Source organism: Streptomyces diastaticus subsp. diastaticus (assembly GCF_011170125.1).
GTDB lineage: Bacteria > Actinomycetota > Actinomycetes > Streptomycetales > Streptomycetaceae > Streptomyces > Streptomyces diastaticus.
The window spans coordinates 1,445,000-1,461,836 of sequence record NZ_BLLN01000002.1; the positions used below are offsets into that span (position 1 = coordinate 1,445,000).

Below are 16,837 nucleotides of genomic sequence, written 5' to 3' on the forward strand. Positions count from 1 at the left end.
AGCAGGCCCTAGACTCCCGTGCGTACGGATCGTCGGACGCGAGGCGTCCCGGAACAGGGCGCGGGAGAGAGGTCGTCGCATGACGGTGCTCGCCGGGGAGTACTTCCGGTCGTACTCGGTCGTCGGCCTGCTCGCCGTTCTCGGTGTGCTGTTCGTCGCCGTGGCCTTCGGCGCGGGCCGGCTGCTGCGGCCGGCTGTCCCCACGCCGGAGAAGCTGCTCACCTACGAGTGCGGCGTCGACCCCGTCGGCGAGGGCTGGGCCCACACCCAGGTCCGCTACTACGTCTACGCCTTCCTGTACGTGATCTTCGCCGTCGACTCGGTCTTCCTCTTCCCCTGGGCGACGGTCTTCGCCGAGACCGGGTACGGGGCGACGACGCTCGTGGAGATGTTCATCTTCCTGGGCTTTCTGACCATCGGCCTGCTCTACGCATGGAAGAAGGGCGTCCTCACATGGACGTGACACCCCCCGCAACCGGCCAGGGCCAGGCCCCCGCGCCCGGCCCCGTGGCGCTGCCCGAGCCCCAGCGGCTCGGCGGGCTCGCCCGCCTGGCCCCCGCCCCGATGAAGGTGGTCCTCAACTGGGGCCGCCGCTACAGCCTGTGGGTCTTCAACTTCGGACTCGCCTGCTGCGCCATCGAGTTCATCGCCGCCTCGATGGCCCGCCACGACTTCATGCGCCTCGGCGTCATCCCCTTCGCGCCCGGGCCGCGCCAGGCCGACCTGATGGTCGTCTCCGGCACCGTCACCGACAAGATGGCCCCGGCCGTCAAGCGGCTCCACGAGCAGATGCCCGAACCGAAGTACGTCATCTCCTTCGGCGCCTGCTCCAACTGCGGCGGCCCCTACTGGGACTCGTACTCCGTCACCAAGGGCGTCGACCAGATCATCCCCGTCGACGTCTACGTGCCCGGCTGCCCGCCCCGGCCCGAGGCGCTGCTCCAGGGCATCATCAAGCTCCAGGAGAAGATCGCCCGGGAATCGCTCGGCGAGCGGTACGGGCACCGTGCCGAACGCCCCTCGACGGCCGCCCTGACCAGCGGCCTCGTGACCCCGCCGCCCGCACCGGGCACGGCGGCCGAGGCCGGAGGGGAGGGCCGGTGACCGGCTGGCTCCCGCGACCCGCCGACACCCTCTTCGGACCGGACGCCCGGGCCGGGGAGTCCTACGGAGTCCTGACCGTGGACGTGCCCGCGGAGAGCTGGACCGGCGCCCTGCGCACCGCCCGCTCCGTCCTCGGCTGCACCTTCTTCGACTGGCTCAGCGCGGTCGACGAGCCCGGCACCGGCTTCCTGGTCTCCGCCCACCTGGTCGCCCTGGCGCCGGTACGCAGGCTGCTGCTGCGCACCACCGTGCCGCACGAGGCACCGGTACTGGAGAGCGCCGTCGAGGTGTTCGCGGGCGCGGCCTGGCACGAGCGGGAGACGCACGAGATGTTCGGCGTCGCCTTCACCGGACACCCCGCGCTGGAGCCGCTCCTGCTGCCCGAGAACTTCGAAGGCCACCCCCTGCGCAAGGACTTCGTCCTCGCCGCCCGCGTCGCCAAGGCGTGGCCCGGCGCGAAGGAACCCGGCGAGGGCCCCGACCACGCCGGCCCCAAGCGCCGCCAGATGCTCCCGCCCGGCGTCCCCGACCCCAACGAGTGGGGCCCGCTCAAGGGAACCCTCCCCGCCGCCCCCGCCCGGCCGGCACGCCGTGCCGCCACCGCAGACGGGACCCGCCCGCCCCGCCGCACCCGTACCACGACCGAGGGCTCGGCCTCACAGGGCCCCGCCGCCTCCGCGTCCGGGGCCACGCCGACGACCTCCGGGGCCCCGGAGGCACCCGCCCGCCCGCGTCGCGACCGGTCGGCGTCGCAGGGCTCGGCCTCGCAGCAGGCGGCCGGGCCGCAGCAGCCGGCCGACCTGCCGCCTGCGGCTGCCGATACGCCGGGTGCCTCAGCGGCGCCCGGGGCGTCCGCGCGGTCCGCGGTCGAGGGGCAGGCCCAGGCACCCGCCCGCCCGCGTCGCGACCGGTCGGCGTCGCAGGGCTCGGCCTCGCAGCAGGCGGCCGGGCCGGCCGAGTCCGGGAAGCCGGCGGGGGCCCCTGCGCCGTCGGAGGCCGTTCCGCCGCCGGAGCGGACCTCCGGGCCGACGGCCGCCCCGGAGCCCTCCGAGCCCCAGTCCCCGGCGTCCGAGAGGCCCGAGGCCCCGGAGGCCCCCGCCGACCCGTCGCCGGAGGCACCCGGCCGCCCGGCCGCCCGGCCGCGTCGCAACCGCTCGGCCGCCGACGGTTCGGCCTCGCAGCAGCGGCCGCCCGTCTCGGGCAGCCGCCCCGCCCGCGCGGGCAGTTCGGACGCCCCCTGGCACCACGCCCGCCCGGCACACGAGGAGGCCCCGCCCGTGGAGCGGTCCTCGGACGAGCCCCGGCCGGGCGAGGCGGCAACGGAACCGACGGAGTCCCCCACCCCGGATCCCGGCCCCGAGGCCGGCGGGAGCCAGGGCTCCGAAGCGCGGGCGCCCGGGACCCCGGCCTCCGAGGGCCCCGCCTCACGGGAGGACGGGCAGGCCCCGCCCGGCCCCGGCCCCGGCCGAGACACACCCGACGGCCACGACGGTCCCGACGACGCCACACCCACCGGAGGCGACCCCGCATGAACGACGTACTCGACGTCGCGCTGCGTCTGCTCGTCCTCCTCGTCGCCTTCCTGATGCTGCCGCTCGTCGTCGGGCAGGCCGAGCACAAGACGATGGCGCACATGCAGGGGCGGCTCGGCCCCATGTACGCGGGCGGGTTCCACGGCTGGGCGCAGCTCATGGCCGACGGGGTCAAGTTCGTGCAGAAGGAGGACATCGTCCCGGCCGAGGCCGACCGGCGGGTCTTCCAGCTCGCCCCGGCCGTGGCACTCCTGCCGTACCTGCTGGTCCTTGCGGTGCTGCCGGTCGGCCCGGGGGAGTCCGGCTCCGGTGTCCATGTCGACGCGGGCGTCTTCTTCGTCCTCGCCGTGATGGGCGTCGGCGTGCTCGGCTCGCTGATGGGCGGCTGGGCCTCGGCCAACAAGTACTCGCTCCTCGGCGGCCTGCGCACCGCAGCCCAGCTCCTCGCGTACGAGCTGCCGATGCTGCTGGCGGCGGCCTCGGTGGCCATGGCGGCCGGCACCGTCTCGCTCAGCGGGATCCTCGACGGCTTCCAGTGGTGGTGGCTGCCGTGGCAGATCGTCGGCGCCGTCGTCTTCTTCGTGGCGGGGCTCGCCGAGCTCCAGCGGCCGCCGTTCGACATGCCGGTGGCCGACTCGGAGATCATCTTCGGCGCGTACACCGAGTACACCGGTCTCCGGTTCGCCTTCTTCCTGCTCGCGGAGTACGCGGGCATCGTGATCCTCTGCGGCCTCACCACGGTGCTGTTCCTGGGCGGCTGGCACGGGCCGTGGGGAGCCGACGGGCTCGGCTGGGTGTGGACGCTGCTGAAGACCGCCGTGCTGGCCTTCGTGGTGATCTGGCTGCGGGTCAGCTTCCCCCGGATGCGGGAGGACCAGCTCCAGAAGCTCGCCTGGACCACCCTCGTCCCGCTCGCCCTCGCGCAGATCGCGCTCACCGGCATCGTGAAGGTGGCGATCCAGTAGATGACCCCGTCCCAGCAGCCCTCCGGCCGCCACTTCCCCGGCTCCGGCCTCGCCAGGGGCCTCGCCGTCACCCTGCGGACGATGACGAGGAAGACCGTCACCGCCCGGTACCCGGACGTCGAGCCCGACCTGCCGCCGCGCACCCGCGGGGTCATCGGCCTGTTCGAGGAGAACTGCACGGTCTGCATGCTCTGCGCCCGGGAGTGCCCCGACTGGTGCATCTACATCGACTCCCACAAGGAGACCGTGCCCCCGGCCGCCCCCGGCGGCCGCGAGCGCAGCCGCAACGTCCTCGACCGCTTCGCCATCGACTTCTCCCTCTGCATGTACTGCGGGATCTGCATCGAGGTGTGCCCCTTCGACGCGCTGTTCTGGTCCCCGGAGTTCGAGTACGCCGAGACGGACATCCGCGACCTCACCCACGAGCGCGACAAGCTGCGCGAGTGGATGTGGACGGTGCCCGCGCCGCCCGCCCTCGTCCCCGGCGCCGAGGAGCCCAAGGAGTACGCGGCCGCCCGCAAGTCCGCCGACCGCGCCGCGGCCCAGCAGGCCGCCGAAGCCGCCGCGGCCAAGACCGAGTCCGACCGGCCCGAGGACGGCGAAACCCGATGACCGCCCTGACCACGGCAGCTCTCACCACGGCTGCCCAGACCCCGGCCGGCGCCACCCTCACCACCTGGCTGGCCGCGCCCGCGCAGACCGCCGAGGCCGTCCAGCACCGGGGGTTCCTCTCGCCGACCGGGGTCGAGATCGCCTTCCTCCTCGTCGGCCTGGTGACCCTCGGCGCCGCCGTCCTCACGGTCACCACCCGGCAGCTGATCCACGCCGCCCTCTGGCTGGTCGTCGCGCTCGGCGGCATCGCCGTCGAGTACCTGCTGCTGACCGCCGAGTTCATCGCCTGGGTCCAGGTCCTCATCTACGTCGGTTCCGTCGTCGTCCTCCTCCTCTTCGGACTGATGCTGACCCGCGCGCCCATCGGCCGCTCCCCGGACACGGACTCCGGCAACCGGCCCGTCGCCCTCGCCGTGGCGCTGGCCACCGCCGCCACCCTGGTCTGGGTGGTCGCCGACGCCTTCCGCACCACCTGGATCGACCTCGACCGAGCCGTGCAGGGCTCCACCGAGGTCACCGGCGCGGCCCTCTTCAGCTCCTGGGTCCTGCCTTTCGAGGCGCTCTCGGTGCTCCTCCTCGCCGCCCTGATCGGTGCGATCGTCCTCTCCCGCCGGTCGGGCCACGACGCTCCCGACACGGACGCCGCCGACGCCTCCGCCCGGACCCCGCTTACCGGCGCCCCCGGCCGCGGCGACGGGGAAACCCCCGGCCCCGAGGGGACCCGCTGATGCATCTCGCCTATCCGGCCGTCCTCTCGGCCCTCCTCTTCGCCATCGGCGTCTACGGCCTCCTCGCCCGCCGCAACGCGATCCTCGTCCTGATGTCCGTCGAGTTGATGCTCAACGCCGTCAACCTCAACCTCGTCGCCTTCGACGTCTGGCTGAGCAGCACCCTCCGCGACACCCTGCACGGCGGGCAGGCGCTCACCCTCTTCACCGTCGCGCTGGCCGCCGCCGAGATCGGCATCGGCCTCGCGATCGTCCTCCTCGTGCACCGCAGCCGCGGTACCGCCGACATCGACCGGCTCCGTGACACCGCCGAGCCGGCGGCCGACGACGCCGAGGCAACGGCCGCCGAGGCCGCCCTCGCCGCCGACGAGGCGGGCACCGCCACCCCGTACGACAGCCCGGCCAAGAAGGCGGGAGCCGCCCGGTGACCACCACGACCCTCGCCATCCTCGTCCCCGTGCTGCCGCTGCTCGGCGCCCTTGCGGGTCTCGGCCTCGGCCGCGTCGCCCCCGGGTTCGTCCGCCCGCTCGCCGTGCTGCCGCCGCTGGCCGCCACGGTCCTGGCCGCCCTGGTCGCCACCCGCCAGCACGGCGGGCCCGCCCTGAACGCCGCCACCGAACTCACCCCGACCGGCTCCGTCCCCGTCGAACTCGCCCTGCACCTGGACGGCTTCGCCGTGGCCGTCGCCGTGCTGGTCGCCGCCGTCGCGACCTGCGTGCAGATCTACTCGACCGGCTACCTGCGCGAGGACCCGCGCTACCCGTCGTACGCCGCGCTCGTCTCGCTCTTCACCTCCGCGATGCTCCTCGTCGTCTACTCCGGCGACCTGATCGTGCTGTTGGTCGGCTGGGAAGTCATGGGCATCTGCTCGTACTTCCTGGTCGGCCACTACTGGGAGACCCCCGAGGCCCGCTCGGCCTCGCTCAAGGCGTTCCTCGTCACCAAGCTCGGCGACGTCCCCTTCCTGATCGGCCTCTTCGCGCTCGCCGCCGACACCGGGTCCTTCCGGATCACCCGCATCCTCGACGCGGTCGGCAGTGGTGGCCTGGACCACCCGACCCTCATCGCCCTGCTGCTCCTCGCCGGAGTCGCGGGCAAGTCGGCCCAGTTCCCCCTCCACATCTGGCTGCCCGACGCGATGGCCGGACCCACGCCCGTCTCCGCGCTGATCCACGCCGCGACGATGGTCGCGGCCGGCGTCTACTTCGTCGCCCGCCTCCTCCCGGTCTTCGCGGCCTCCGCCGCCGCCCTCGTGGTCCTCGCGGTGATGGCCGCCCTCACCATGGCCGGATCGGCCCTCGCCGCCCTGGCCCAGGACGACATCAAACGCGTCCTCGCCTACTCGACCATCGGCCAGCTCGGCTACATGACGGCCGCCCTGGCCGTCGCCGACCGGTCCGCCGCCGTCTTCCACCTCCTGACCCACGGCGCCTTCAAGGCGCTCCTCTTCCTCGCCGCCGGCGTCCTCATCCACGCCGCCGGGACCAACTCGCTGACCGCCATGGCCCGCACCGGCGCCCTGCGGACCCGCGCCGCCGACGCGTACTGGACGATGACCGTCGCCCTGCTCGCCCTCGTCGCGCTGCCTCCCTTCAGCGGCTTCTTCTCCAAGGAGGCCGTCCTCGGCGCCGCCGAACGCGCCGCCGCCGGCCACACGGAGGCAGCCCCCGCCGTCGCGGGCTGGATCGTCCTCACCGCAGGTCTCGCGACCGCCGTCCTCACCGCCGCCTACGCCACCCGGCTGTGGCTGCGCGCCTTCCACGGCCACGGCGCCGAACGCCCCGTCGACCGCTCGCAGCCCCTCGTCATGAACGTCGTCCTCTGGGTCCTCGCCGCACCCTCCCTCGCCCTCGGCCTCGCCTACGGCCTCCTCGGCGACTGGTTCGGCGGAGCCTCGCTCGCGCCCACCCTCACCACCTCCGTCCTCGCCACCGGGCTCGCCCTCGTCGGCGGCCTCGTCACCTACGGCACCTGGCGCCACACCACCGCGATGGCCGCCGCCAGGCCGCGCGGCCCCCTGGAGCCCCAGGCGGAGTCCGAGGCGGAGATGGCGGCCGAGGCCCTCACCGGGCACGCCCCCGCCGGCGGGGACCTCGCCGAACGCCCCGACCCGGCCGACCCGGGCCGCCTCCTGCTGGGTCCGCTCCACCCGCACGCCGCCGCCGGCTTCCACCTCGACGCCGCGGCCCGGGCCCTCTTCGTCCGCCCGACCCAGGCCGCCGCCAGGCTCGCCGCCTTCCTCGACCGCGAGGTCGTCGACACGTACGTACGCGCCGGCGCCGCCGTGCCCAGGCTGCTCGGGACGATCGTCCGCAAGAGCCAGACCGGCAACGTGCAGACCTACCTCACCGTGCTCTTCGCCGGTGCTCTCGTCCTGGCGGTAGCCGCCGTCCTCGTCACCGCCGCCGGAGCGTGAGAGCCGTGCCCGACATCAGAGAACCCGTGCTCCAACTGCTCCTCGCCGCAGCCCTCGCCGGACCCCTCGTCGGCGCCCTCACCGCCCTGCTGCCCGCTCCGCCCGGCCTCAAGGGGAAGAACCCCGACCAGGCCGTGCTGCGCCACGGCGTCGTCGTCACCGGCGCGGTCCTGCTGCTCACCCTGGCCCTCGCCGCCGGGTTCGACCACAGCAGGCCCTCGGTGATGCAGGCCGACACCGACATCAGCTGGATCCCCGCCCTCGACGTCCGCCTCCACCTGGGCGTCGACGGCATCTCCCTGCCCTTGCTCGTCCTCACCGCGCTCCTCACCTTCCTCTGCGCGCTCTACAGCTACTTCCGGCCCCCCACCGGGGCCTCGCCGAAGGCGTTCGTCGCGCTGCTGCTCCTGCTGGAGACCGGCACGCTCGCCACCTTCGCCGTCCTCGATCTGATCCTGTTCTTCCTGGCCTTCGAGACGGTCCTCATCCCCATGTACTTCCTCATCGCCCGCTGGGGCGGCGCCGCCCGCGAACAGGCGGCGGGGAAGTTCATCGTCTACACCCTCCTCGGCTCCGTGATCATGCTGCTCGGCCTGCTCCTCATCGGGCTGAAGGCAGGCACGTTCGACATGGTGACGCTCGCCGCGGACGGCGGGTCGTCACTCTCCGTAACTGTACAGGTTCTCGCCGTCATCGCGGTAGGTCTCGGCCTCGCCGTCAAATCCCCGATGTGGCCGCTGCACAGCTGGCTGCCCGACGCGCACACCGCCGCGCCCACGGTCGGCTCGGTCCTGCTCGCCGGTGTCCTGCTGAAGATGGGCACCTACGGCTTCGTCCGCATCCTGCTGCCCGCGACCCCCGACGGGCTCCACGCCTTCGCCCCCTACCTCGGGGCCCTCGCCGCCGTCGGCATCGTCCACGGCTCGCTGGTCTGCCTCTCCCTGGTCCGCGAGGGCGGCAAGGGCGACCTCAAGCGCCTCATCGCCTACTCCTCCGTCGGCCACATGGGCTTCGTGCTGCTCGGCATCGCCACCATGACGCCCACCGGCGTCAACGGCGCCCTCTTCGCCAACATCGCGCACGGCCTCATCACCGGCCTGCTCTTCTTCCTCGTCGGCGCCGTCAAGGACCGCACCGGTTCCACCGGCGTCGACGCCCTCGCCGGAGTCGCCGGAGCCGCCCTCTACGGCCGGGCCCCGCGCCTCGGCGCCCTCCTCGCCTTCGCCGCCGTCGCCTCGCTCGGACTGCCGGGCCTCGCCGGCTTCTGGGGCGAGATGCTCGCCATGTTCGGCGCCTTCCAGCCCGCCGCCGGACTCAGCCGCGCCGCCTTCCTCGTCTACCTCGCCCTCGCCGGACTCGGCACCCTGCTCACCGCCGCGTACCTGCTCCTGGTGGTCCGCCGGGTCTGCATGGGCGCCGTCCCCGAGGGGGCCCCGCCGCTCGCCGACGTCCGGGGGCACGAAGCCGCCACCTGGACCCCGCTCGTCGCCCTGACCGTCCTCGCCGGAGTCTGGCCCGCAGTCCTGCTCGGCCTCACCGACCCCGCCGTGCAGAAGCTTCTCGCAGGAGGCGCCTCATGACCGCGCCGGCCATGGCCGCCCTCGCCCAGCCCGCGCTCGCCGCCCAGGCGCAGCCCGTGGACTGGCTCGCGATCGCCCCGCCCACGCTGACGGCCGTCCTCGCCCTGGTCGTCCTCGTCGCCGACCTGTTCCTGCCCGAGCACCGCAGACCACTCCTCGGAGTGATCACGCTCGGCGGACTCGCCGCCGCCCTGCTCAGCCTGCTGCCCCTCGTCGGCGAGGACCGCGCCACCTTCTGCGTCGCCGCCGAGGCGGGCGGCGCGTGCAGCTACACCGCGGACGGCTTCACCCTCGTGGTCCAGTTCCTGGTCCTCGGTGGCGCGCTGCTCACCGCCCTGCTCTCGCTCGCCACCGTCCGCGACGACCGGCTGCCCGCGGGCGAGTACTGGTTCCTGCTGCTGGCCTCCGCCGCCGGCGCCGCTCTGCTGCCCGCCTCCCGCGACCTCGCCACCCTCGTCATCGCCCTCGAAGTCGCCTCCCTGCCCGCCTTCGCCCTGGTCGGACTGCGCCGCGGCGAGCGCCGCTCCGCCGAGGCCGCCCTCAAGTTCTTCCTCTCCTCGGTCGCCGCCACCGCCGTCACCCTCCTCGGCGTCAGCTTCGTCTACGCCACCACCGGCACCCTCCACCTCACCGAGATCGCCGCCCGCCTGCCCGGCGCCGACCCCCGCCTGCACACCCTGGCCCAGGCCGGCGTCGTCCTCACCCTCGTCGGCTTCGCCTTCAAGGCCGCCGCCGCGCCCTTCCACTTCTGGGTCCCCGACACGTACACCGGCGCCCCCGTGCCCGTCGCCGGACACCTCTCCGTGGTCGGCAAGACCGCCGGGCTGACCGGCATCGTCCTGGTGACCACTCGCGCCTTCCCCTCCCACGGTGACGTGTGGGGGCCCCTCCTGGCCGTCCTCGCCGCCGTCACCATGACCGCGGGCAACGTCGCCGCCCTGCGCCAGCGACCCGGCCGCCGCCACAGCGCCGTACGCCTGCTCGCGTGGTCCTCCGTCGGCCAGGCCGGCTACCTCCTCGTCCCGCTCGCCGCCGCCGCGTACACCGGCAGCCCCGACGAGGCCGTCGGCGCCACCCTCGCGTACGCCCTCATGTACGCCGCCGTGAACCTCGGCGCCTTCGCCGTCGTCGCCGTCGTCACCCGTTCCCGCCCGGCCGGGCGCCTCACCGACCACCGCGCCCTGTACGCCACCCACCCGGCCCACGCCCTCGCCCTCGGCTTCTTCCTGCTCTGCCTGGCCGGGCTGCCGCCTGGGGTCATCGGCCTCTTCGCCAAGGTGGCGGTCTTCTCGGCCGCCGTCGACGCCGGCCTCGGCTGGCTCGCCGTCGTGATGGCCGCCAACGTGGTCGTCGCCCTCGTCTACTACCTGCGCTGGACGGCCCTGCTCTTCCGCCCCGCCGCCGACGGGGCCGCCCTGCCGCGGGCCGTCCCTCGCACGCTGACCGCGACCGTCGCCCTCGCGGCCCTCATCGGCGTGGCCCTCTCGGGCGCCCCGCAGCTGATCCTCCGGTTCACCGCCACCAGCCTCTTCTGACCGGTCCCGGGCGCGGGCCGGCCGGCCCTTGCGCCCGCGGCCACCGGGAACTGGTGCCGCTCGCCTCGCGTTGACCAGGCAGGGAGGGTCCACTGGGTGAGAAAGACGCACCCGGTCCCCAAGGGCTCCCCTGCCGCACCATCCTGGAGGGCGTACCGTGCACCGCCGGCACAACGGGCTGAAAACCGCCGTACTCCTCGGGGGCCTGTCCGCACTCATCCTCGTCATCGGCAGCTTCTTCGGCCGGACGGGCCTCTTCGTCGCGCTCCTCGTCGCGCTCGGCACCAATGCCTACGCGTACTGGAACAGCGACAAACTGGCCCTGCGCGCCATGCGCGCCCGGCCGGTCAGCGAGTTCGAGGCGCCCCAGCTGTACCGCATGGTCCGCGACCTGTCGACGCAGGCCCGCCAGCCCATGCCCCGCCTGTACATCTCCCCGACCGACGCCCCCAACGCCTTCGCCACCGGCCGCAACCCGCGCAACGCCGCGGTCTGCTGCACCGACGGCATCCTCCGCCTCCTCGACCAGCGCGAACTGCGCGGCGTCATCGGCCACGAGCTGAGCCACGTCTACAACCGCGACATCCTCATCTCCTCGGTCGCCGGAGCCCTCGCCTCCGTGATCATGTTCCTGGTCAACTTCGCCTGGCTGATCCCCTTCGGCCGCTCGGACAACGACGAGGGCCCCGGCCTCTTCGGCATGCTCCTGATCATGCTGCTCGGCCCGCTCGCGGCCTCCGTCATCCAGCTCGCCATCAGCCGCTCCCGCGAGTACGAGGCCGACGCCTCCGGCGCCCAGCTGACCGGGGACCCACTGGCCCTCGCCTCCGCCCTGCGCAAGCTGGACGCCGGTACGAAACGGCTGCCGCTCCCCCCGGAGCCCCGCATCGAGACGGCCAGCCACATGATGATCGCCAATCCCTTCCGCCCGGGTGAGAGCATGTCGAAGATGTTCTCCACGCACCCGCCGATGGCGGAGCGCATCGCCCGACTCGAAGAGATGGCAGGCCGTCGTTGAAGACCCTTCTGAACATCATCTGGCTCGTCCTGAGCGGCTTCTGGCTCTTCCTGGGATACCTGCTGGCCGGCGTGGTGCTCTGCATCACGGTCATCGGCATCCCGTTCGGCATCGCAGCGTTCCGGATCGGCGTGTACGCCCTGTGGCCCTTCGGCTACTCCGCCGTCGAGCGACGCGACGCGGGCGCCCCGTCCTGCGTGGGGAACGTGCTGTGGCTGCTGCTGGCCGGCTGGTGGCTGGCGCTCGGCCACATCGCCACCGGCATCGCCCTGTGCGTCACGATCATCGGCATCCCGCTGGGCATCGCCAACTTCAAGCTGATCCCCGTCTCCCTCATGCCGCTCGGCCGCGAGATCGTCCGTACGGACCAGCCCTTCGCGGCCCGCTGAGGCCCGCCCGGCGCCGAACCGGTCCGCAGGGCAACCGCGCGTCCCCGGCTCACGTCCTCCTCTGAGGACGGCGTCCGGGCGCATGGGGAGCGACCACCCGCACGGGGGACCGCGGTGTGTGCCGCGGAGGGGCCTGCGGTGAAGATCCACGACATGTACCCGCCGGACGCATGAACATGTTTGCGAGAGGCAGGATCACCGCATGGGCATCATCAGCTGGATCATTCTCGGCCTGCTGGCCGGAGCAATCGCGAAGATCATCCTCCCCGGTCGCGACCCGGGCGGCTTCATCGGCACCATCCTCATCGGCATCGCCGGCGCCTTCATCGGCGGCTGGATATCCAGCCGCTTCCTGGACCGCCCCATCGCCAACGAGTTCTTCGACCCCGCCACCTGGGTCTCCGCCGTCGGCGGCTCCCTGGTGCTGCTCATCGCCTACCGCCTGCTCTTCGGCCACTCCCGCCGCTGAAACCGCCGACGGCCGCCCCCGGACGGGGGCGGCCGTCGGCGTACGGTCGGTACCGCGGAGCGCGGGTCAGCGGTAGTTGACGTACTGGAGCGCGAAGTCGAAGTCCTGGTTCTTCAGCAGCGCCTGCACGGCCTGGAGGTCGTCCCGGCTCTTGGAGCTGACGCGCAGCTCGTCACCCTGCACCTGGGCCTTGACGCCCTTGGGGCCCTCGTCGCGGATGATCTTCGCGACCTTCTTGGCGTTCTCCTGCGAGATGCCCTCCTGGATGGAGGCGAAGAGCTTGTACTCCTTGCCCGAGAGCTGCGGCTCCCCGGCGTCCAGGGCCTTCAGCGAGATCCCGCGCTTGATCAGCTTGGACTGGAAGACGTCGAGGATCGCGTTGACCCGCTCCTCGGAGTTGGCCTCCATCAGGATCTTCTCGCCGGACCAGGCGATCGACGCCCCGACGTTCCTGAAGTCGTAGCGCTGAGAGATCTCCTTGGCGGCCTGGTTGAGGGCGTTGTCGACCTCCTGCCGCTCGACCTTCGAGACGATGTCGAAACTGGAGTCGGCCATGTCCTGTGGCTCCTTGCATCGGTGGTGTGCTGGCAACGGTCGTGCAGAAAGGCGGCCGGGGTCCGCCCCCGGCCGCATCCGCAAGACTAGCCACCGCCGCCACCCGCGGGCCGCGAACAACCGAGTGGCGGACCACCCCCGCACATCAGGTATCGTTTACGTCGTTGCCACGGAGCACCGCCCGAAAGCGGGGCTGCGGGGCGGCATCCCAGGCGGTGTGCCCGAGCGGCCAAAGGGAGCAGACTGTAAATCTGCCGGCTCAGCCTTCCCAGGTTCGAATCCTGGCGCCGCCACACTGGGTGGAGATCCCCTCCGACCTCGCTTAACAGCAGGTCGGAGGGGATCTTTCGTTTCCGGGGGCGCCCTCGCGGAGCGCTCGGCCTGTCTCACCGCGTACCGCTTCGATCCCAGCAGAGATCAGCGCGTCCTCCCCAGACGTTCCCCGGCTGCTCGGGCTCGTGGTTCCCGCCCCGAGCCGTACGGCGGCCGCGCGTGCCGGGCCGGTGTGCCGTACGGCTCCGGGCGGTGGGTGAAGGTCAGTTTCCCGCCACGTCCTTCACCGCGACCGAGGCCGGGGTCTCGCCCGAGATCAGTTCCAGGGTGAGACCGGCCGTCGCCGGGGTGTCGATCAGTTCGAGCAGGACGCGGGCGACGTCGTCACGGGGGACGCTGCCGCGGCCGGTGGAGGCTTCCAGGCGGACCTTGCCGGTGCCGGCGTCGTCGGTGAGGGAGCCGGGGCGCAGGACGGTCCAGTCGAGGCCGCGGTGGGCGCGTACGGCGTCGTCGGCGGCGCCCTTGGCGCGGAGGTAGACGTCGAAGACCTCGTCGCCCGGGTGGTTGGCGTCGGCGGCCATCGAGGAGACCATCAGGAAGCGCCGTACCGAGGCGCGTTCGGCGGCTGTGGCGAAGAGTTCCGCGCCGTCGCGGTCCATCGTCTCCTTGCGGGCCGCTCCGCTGCCCGGGCCCGAGCCGGCCGCGAAGACCGCCGCGTCGGCGCCCCGCAGCACCTCGGTGACCTCCTCCACGCTCGCCGACTCCAGGTCGCACAGGACGGCCTGGGCGCCCGCCTCGCGCAGGTCGTCGGCCTGGGCGGGATCGCGGATCAGTCCTGTCACGTCGTCTCCGCGCGCGGCGAGCAGCCGCTCCAGCCGCAGCGCGATCTTTCCGTGTCCACCAGCGATGACAATGCGCATGGTCCCGACCGTACGCCGGGAGGCGCCGCGGCGCGCGTCCAGCGCCGAACCGGGGCGCGGCTCAGGCAGGTTCGGAGCCCGTCCGGCCCTGCCGGGGCAGCCCCGCGACGGCCGCGGTGGCCGAGTCGCAGTACTCGCGCACCGCGCTGGTGCGGGCGACGACCCGGCCGCGGTGGACGACGATCCGGCTGTACCCGAGCGACAGTGCCTCGGCGAGCCCCGTCCCGCGCACCGCCAGCAGCTCCGCCGGGAAGCCCGCCTCGATCCGCACGCGGGCCAGCCCGAGCGCCTCGCGGGCGGCGCCGGCCACCGCCTCGTACGCCTCGTCGGGGCGCAGCCCGTGCCGGGAGGCGAGCAGGTGGGCGGCCTGGAGGGGGTCGCCGCGGCCGACCGGGTTGGCGATGTCGCGCAGGGCGCCGCTGCCGGCGGTGACCCGGACCCCGGCGGCGCGCAGCAGGTGGACCGGTGTGTCGTGGCCCCTGCGGCGCTCCAGGCCGCCGCAGGGGCCCTGCGGGAGGCAGACCACGGTGATGCCCGCGGCGGCCAGGGCCTCGGCGGTGCGTCCGGCGACGTCGGCGGGGAGGCGGCCGAGGCCGTCGCAGGGGCCGATGGTGACGCCGGGGCGCAGCCCGCCCGCCATGGCGGCGAGGCGGGCCAGGCGGACCGGGTCGGAGCCGTCGGTGTGCAGGTCGACGGGGCAGCCGTGCTGGGCGGCGGCGTCGAGGACGGCCTCGGCGCAGCCGGCCGGGTCCGGGTCGAGGTCCGGGCAGGCGCCGACGACGGAGGCGCCCATCTTGACCGCGTCGTGGAGCATGGCGAGCCCGTCGGCCCCGGCGACGCCGGTGAGCAGACGGGGCATGGCGACGGCGGTGAGGTCGGTGAGGCCGTGGACGGCCCGTCGCGCCTGGAGGACGGCCTCCATCGCGCCGAGACCCTGCACGTCGCCGATCCGCACGTGTGAGCGGAGCGCGGTGGCGCCGTGGCCGAGCTGGAGGAGAGCGGCCTCGGTGGCGCGCCGCTGGACGTCGGCGGGGTCGGGGGAGACGGGGCCGGTGGTGTCGGCGGTGAGGGCGAGGTCGCTGTGGGCGTGCGGTTCGGCGGGGGCCGGCAGGAGCAGATAGCCCCGCAGGTCGATGCGGGGGCCGGGCGGGGCGAGGCTGCCGGCGGTACCGACGGCCTGGATGCGGCCGCGGCCGAGGCGGACGTCGACGGTGCGGCCGTCGGTGAGGGTGGCGCCGGTGAGCAGGACGTCGGCGCCGTCGAGGCCGCCGGGGGAGCCGGGGGACGGCGAGGGCTGCGGCTGGCTGTCGGACATCGCGCTCCTGGGGCTCGGGCGGCGGGCGGGCGCGTTCTCTCCCGCGGGGCCGCACCCGTTCGGCCACCGCGGCACGGGCGCGGTGGGGCGGCGTCACGTTGCGTCGATCAAGATCACACCGTGTGCGGCCGAGCCTAGGCCGCCGCCGGAGCACCATCGAGGAGGAGCGGATAAGTCGTACCGGCGCGGGCTGCGCCGCCGGGCCGGGGCGGGCGGGACCCGCCGGGACCTGCGAGGACGGTGGGCCGGATGGGCGCCGCCGGGGCGGCCGTGGCCGCGCGCGGGGTGCCCCGGGCGGCGCGGGCGGGGCACCGAAACGGATTTGGGCGTTGGGCGGGTGGGCGTGTAATGTCTTCCTCGCTCGCCCCAATAGCTCAGTCGGCAGAGCGTCTCCATGGTAAGGAGAAGGTCAACGGTTCGATTCCGTTTTGGGGCTCTGGTGTGAAAGGGGTCCCCGCCTTCGGGCGGGGGTCCGGATCACATCGCAGCGGTGTAGCTCAGTCGGTAGAGCAAGCGGCTCATAATCGCTGTGTCACCGGTTCAAGTCCGGTCACCGCTACGAAAAGTAGCCGATTGTGGGGTCGGTCCTTCGATCGGCTACTCTTTTTTGTGCAAGTCCTTTCCATCCGTTCGTCATCAGGAGCACTCACGTGGCTGCCACCGACGTCCGCCCGAAGATCACGCTGGCCTGCGTGGAGTGCAAGGAGCGGAACTACATCACCAAGAAGAACCGGCGTAACAACCCGGACCGACTGGAGATGAAGAAGCACTGCCCGCGCTGCAACGCGCACACCGCGCACCGCGAGACGCGCTGATCAAGGGCTGACTTACCAGGCTCGTCCATGAGGCCGCCCCCTTCCGAGGGGGCGGCCTCATGGCGTTCCCGGGTACCGCCGCCCGGGGAGCCGGCGCGGGGTGCCAGGATGAGTCGTACGACACAAGTTCCGGCGATCCAGGAGGTATCGGGCCGATGGCGCTCGACCAGTCCTTCGTGGGGCGGACGTATCCGCCCACCGAGCCCTATGAAGTGGGCCGCGAGAAGATCCGTGAGTTCGCCCGGGCCGTCGGCGACACCAATCCGGTGTACACCGACACCGAGGCGGCCAAGGCGCTCGGGTACCCGGACGTGATCGCCCCGCCCACCTTTGTGTTCTCCCTCACGTTCCAGGCCGCCGGGCAGGTGATCGAGGACCCGCAGCTCGGGCTCGACTACAGCCGGGTCGTGCACGGCGACCAGAAGTTCGCCTACGCCAGGCCGCTGCGGGCGGGCGACCGGCTGACGGTGACCTCGGTCATCGAGGGGATCAAGTCCATGGCGGGCAACGACATCCTCGACATCCGCGGCGAGGTCCACGACGAGGCCGGCGAGCACGTGGTGACCGCCTGGACCAAGCTGGTGGCGCGCGCCGCCGAGGAGGGGTGACGG

The 16,837-nt window shown here is 73.3% G+C and carries 18 protein-coding genes and 3 tRNA genes; 18 read left to right on the forward strand and 3 right to left on the reverse strand.

Going from position 1 to position 16,837, the window contains the following annotated elements:
- Nucleotides 1-79 precede the first annotated feature (79 nt).
- From Sdia_RS07915 to Sdia_RS07975, 13 genes are all read left to right on the forward strand, one after another.
- Nucleotides 80-463 carry an NADH-quinone oxidoreductase subunit A gene (locus tag Sdia_RS07915; protein ID WP_100452216.1) on the forward strand — a complete coding sequence of 128 codons (384 nt, stop codon included), beginning with the start codon at nucleotides 80-82 and terminating at the stop codon, nucleotides 461-463.
- Nucleotides 454-1,104, forward strand: coding sequence for an NADH-quinone oxidoreductase subunit B (locus Sdia_RS07920; protein ID WP_100452217.1), 651 nt, complete (start codon nucleotides 454-456; stop codon nucleotides 1,102-1,104). Before Sdia_RS07915 ends, Sdia_RS07920 begins: the two co-directional genes overlap by 10 nt.
- Nucleotides 1,101-2,636, forward strand: a complete 1,536-nt coding sequence (locus Sdia_RS07925; RefSeq protein ID WP_229831056.1) for an NADH-quinone oxidoreductase subunit C — start codon at nucleotides 1,101-1,103, stop codon at nucleotides 2,634-2,636. The genes Sdia_RS07920 and Sdia_RS07925 overlap by 4 nt, the downstream gene beginning before the upstream one ends.
- Complete coding sequence (locus tag Sdia_RS07930) at nucleotides 2,633-3,601, forward strand: complex I subunit 1/NuoH family protein (RefSeq protein ID WP_100452219.1); 969 nt, start codon at nucleotides 2,633-2,635, stop codon at nucleotides 3,599-3,601. The genes Sdia_RS07925 and Sdia_RS07930 overlap by 4 nt, the downstream gene beginning before the upstream one ends.
- A complete protein-coding gene (locus Sdia_RS07935) occupies nucleotides 3,602-4,213 on the forward strand; it encodes a NuoI/complex I 23 kDa subunit family protein (protein WP_100452221.1) in 612 nt (203 codons plus the stop codon).
- The gene (locus Sdia_RS07940; RefSeq protein WP_100452223.1) at nucleotides 4,210-4,941 is read left to right on the forward strand and encodes an NADH-quinone oxidoreductase subunit J family protein; all 732 of its coding nucleotides are present in this window, start codon (nucleotides 4,210-4,212) and stop codon (nucleotides 4,939-4,941) included. Before Sdia_RS07935 ends, Sdia_RS07940 begins: the two co-directional genes overlap by 4 nt.
- Complete coding sequence (nuoK, locus tag Sdia_RS07945; protein ID WP_100452225.1) at nucleotides 4,941-5,369, forward strand: NADH-quinone oxidoreductase subunit NuoK; 429 nt, start codon at nucleotides 4,941-4,943, stop codon at nucleotides 5,367-5,369. The genes Sdia_RS07940 and nuoK overlap by 1 nt, the downstream gene beginning before the upstream one ends.
- Nucleotides 5,366-7,357 (forward strand): NADH-quinone oxidoreductase subunit 5 family protein, encoded by a 1,992-nt coding sequence (locus Sdia_RS07950; protein ID WP_100452227.1) that lies wholly within the window; start codon nucleotides 5,366-5,368, stop codon nucleotides 7,355-7,357. Before nuoK ends, Sdia_RS07950 begins: the two co-directional genes overlap by 4 nt.
- Nucleotides 7,358-7,362: 5 nt before the next feature.
- On the forward strand, nucleotides 7,363-8,937 hold the full coding sequence (locus Sdia_RS07955; protein ID WP_189500153.1) for a complex I subunit 4 family protein: 1,575 nt from the start codon (nucleotides 7,363-7,365) through the stop codon (nucleotides 8,935-8,937).
- Complete coding sequence (locus Sdia_RS07960) at nucleotides 8,934-10,472, forward strand: NADH-quinone oxidoreductase subunit N (RefSeq protein WP_100452231.1); 1,539 nt, start codon at nucleotides 8,934-8,936, stop codon at nucleotides 10,470-10,472. Before Sdia_RS07955 ends, Sdia_RS07960 begins: the two co-directional genes overlap by 4 nt.
- 157 nt (nucleotides 10,473-10,629) lie before the next feature.
- The gene (htpX, locus tag Sdia_RS07965) at nucleotides 10,630-11,490 is read left to right on the forward strand and encodes a zinc metalloprotease HtpX (RefSeq protein ID WP_100452233.1); all 861 of its coding nucleotides are present in this window, start codon (nucleotides 10,630-10,632) and stop codon (nucleotides 11,488-11,490) included.
- Entirely contained in the window at nucleotides 11,487-11,879 is a 393-nt protein-coding gene (locus tag Sdia_RS07970) for a YccF domain-containing protein (RefSeq protein WP_100452235.1), read from the forward strand. Before htpX ends, Sdia_RS07970 begins: the two co-directional genes overlap by 4 nt.
- A gap of 202 nt (nucleotides 11,880-12,081) precedes the next feature.
- Nucleotides 12,082-12,348, forward strand: coding sequence for a GlsB/YeaQ/YmgE family stress response membrane protein (locus tag Sdia_RS07975; RefSeq protein WP_115069712.1), 267 nt, complete (start codon nucleotides 12,082-12,084; stop codon nucleotides 12,346-12,348).
- Nucleotides 12,349-12,414: 66 nt separating this feature from the next.
- Here the strand turns inward: Sdia_RS07975 and Sdia_RS07980 are convergent, their stop codons facing one another.
- On the reverse strand, nucleotides 12,415-12,903 hold the full coding sequence (locus tag Sdia_RS07980) for a YajQ family cyclic di-GMP-binding protein (protein ID WP_100452239.1): 489 nt from the start codon (nucleotides 12,901-12,903) through the stop codon (nucleotides 12,415-12,417).
- A gap of 211 nt (nucleotides 12,904-13,114) precedes the next feature.
- Here Sdia_RS07980 and Sdia_RS07985 point away from each other — a divergent pair.
- Nucleotides 13,115-13,196: transfer RNA gene (locus tag Sdia_RS07985), tRNA-Tyr, on the forward strand.
- Nucleotides 13,197-13,439: 243 nt separating this feature from the next.
- Here the strand turns inward: Sdia_RS07985 and Sdia_RS07990 are convergent.
- The gene (locus Sdia_RS07990; RefSeq protein WP_100452241.1) at nucleotides 13,440-14,096 is read right to left on the reverse strand and encodes an SDR family oxidoreductase; all 657 of its coding nucleotides are present in this window, start codon (nucleotides 14,094-14,096) and stop codon (nucleotides 13,440-13,442) included.
- Between the two features lie 61 nt (nucleotides 14,097-14,157).
- A complete protein-coding gene (locus Sdia_RS07995; RefSeq protein WP_100452243.1) occupies nucleotides 14,158-15,411 on the reverse strand; it encodes an amidohydrolase family protein in 1,254 nt (417 codons plus the stop codon).
- Between the two features lie 363 nt (nucleotides 15,412-15,774).
- On the opposite strand from Sdia_RS07995, the gene Sdia_RS08000 reads away from it, so the two are divergent.
- From Sdia_RS08000 to Sdia_RS08015, 4 genes are all read left to right on the forward strand, one after another.
- Nucleotides 15,775-15,847 (forward strand) — tRNA-Thr (locus Sdia_RS08000).
- A gap of 50 nt (nucleotides 15,848-15,897) precedes the next feature.
- Nucleotides 15,898-15,970: transfer RNA gene (locus Sdia_RS08005), tRNA-Met, on the forward strand.
- Nucleotides 15,971-16,061: 91 nt separating this feature from the next.
- Complete coding sequence (gene rpmG, locus Sdia_RS08010; protein WP_003948671.1) at nucleotides 16,062-16,226, forward strand: 50S ribosomal protein L33; 165 nt, start codon at nucleotides 16,062-16,064, stop codon at nucleotides 16,224-16,226.
- Nucleotides 16,227-16,381: 155 nt separating this feature from the next.
- Nucleotides 16,382-16,834: a MaoC family dehydratase N-terminal domain-containing protein gene (locus tag Sdia_RS08015; RefSeq protein ID WP_100452245.1), complete on the forward strand. Its 453-nt coding sequence runs from the start codon at nucleotides 16,382-16,384 to the stop codon at nucleotides 16,832-16,834.
- Nucleotides 16,835-16,837: the final 3 nt, after the last annotated feature.

What these genes read in the sequence shown, in the direction of transcription:
- Sdia_RS07980 (WP_100452239.1), bottom strand. Translation starts at nt 12,903, where the DNA reads ATGGCCGACTCCAGTTTCGACATCGTCTCGAAGGTCGAGCGGCAGGAG.
- Sdia_RS08015 (WP_100452245.1), top strand. Translation starts at nt 16,382, where the DNA reads ATGGCGCTCGACCAGTCCTTCGTGGGGCGGACGTATCCGCCCACCGAG.
- Sdia_RS07920 (WP_100452217.1), top strand. Translation starts at nt 454, where the DNA reads ATGGACGTGACACCCCCCGCAACCGGCCAGGGCCAGGCCCCCGCGCCC.
- Sdia_RS07940 (WP_100452223.1), top strand. Translation starts at nt 4,210, where the DNA reads ATGACCGCCCTGACCACGGCAGCTCTCACCACGGCTGCCCAGACCCCG.
- Sdia_RS07975 (WP_115069712.1), top strand. Translation starts at nt 12,082, where the DNA reads ATGGGCATCATCAGCTGGATCATTCTCGGCCTGCTGGCCGGAGCAATC.
- Sdia_RS07935 (WP_100452221.1), top strand. Translation starts at nt 3,602, where the DNA reads ATGACCCCGTCCCAGCAGCCCTCCGGCCGCCACTTCCCCGGCTCCGGC.
- Sdia_RS07930 (WP_100452219.1), top strand. Translation starts at nt 2,633, where the DNA reads ATGAACGACGTACTCGACGTCGCGCTGCGTCTGCTCGTCCTCCTCGTC.
- Sdia_RS07915 (WP_100452216.1), top strand. Translation starts at nt 80, where the DNA reads ATGACGGTGCTCGCCGGGGAGTACTTCCGGTCGTACTCGGTCGTCGGC.
- Sdia_RS07960 (WP_100452231.1), top strand. Translation starts at nt 8,934, where the DNA reads ATGACCGCGCCGGCCATGGCCGCCCTCGCCCAGCCCGCGCTCGCCGCC.
- nuoK (WP_100452225.1), top strand. Translation starts at nt 4,941, where the DNA reads ATGCATCTCGCCTATCCGGCCGTCCTCTCGGCCCTCCTCTTCGCCATC.
- Sdia_RS07990 (WP_100452241.1), bottom strand. Translation starts at nt 14,096, where the DNA reads ATGCGCATTGTCATCGCTGGTGGACACGGAAAGATCGCGCTGCGGCTG.
- Sdia_RS07995 (WP_100452243.1), bottom strand. Translation starts at nt 15,411, where the DNA reads ATGTCCGACAGCCAGCCGCAGCCCTCGCCGTCCCCCGGCTCCCCCGGC.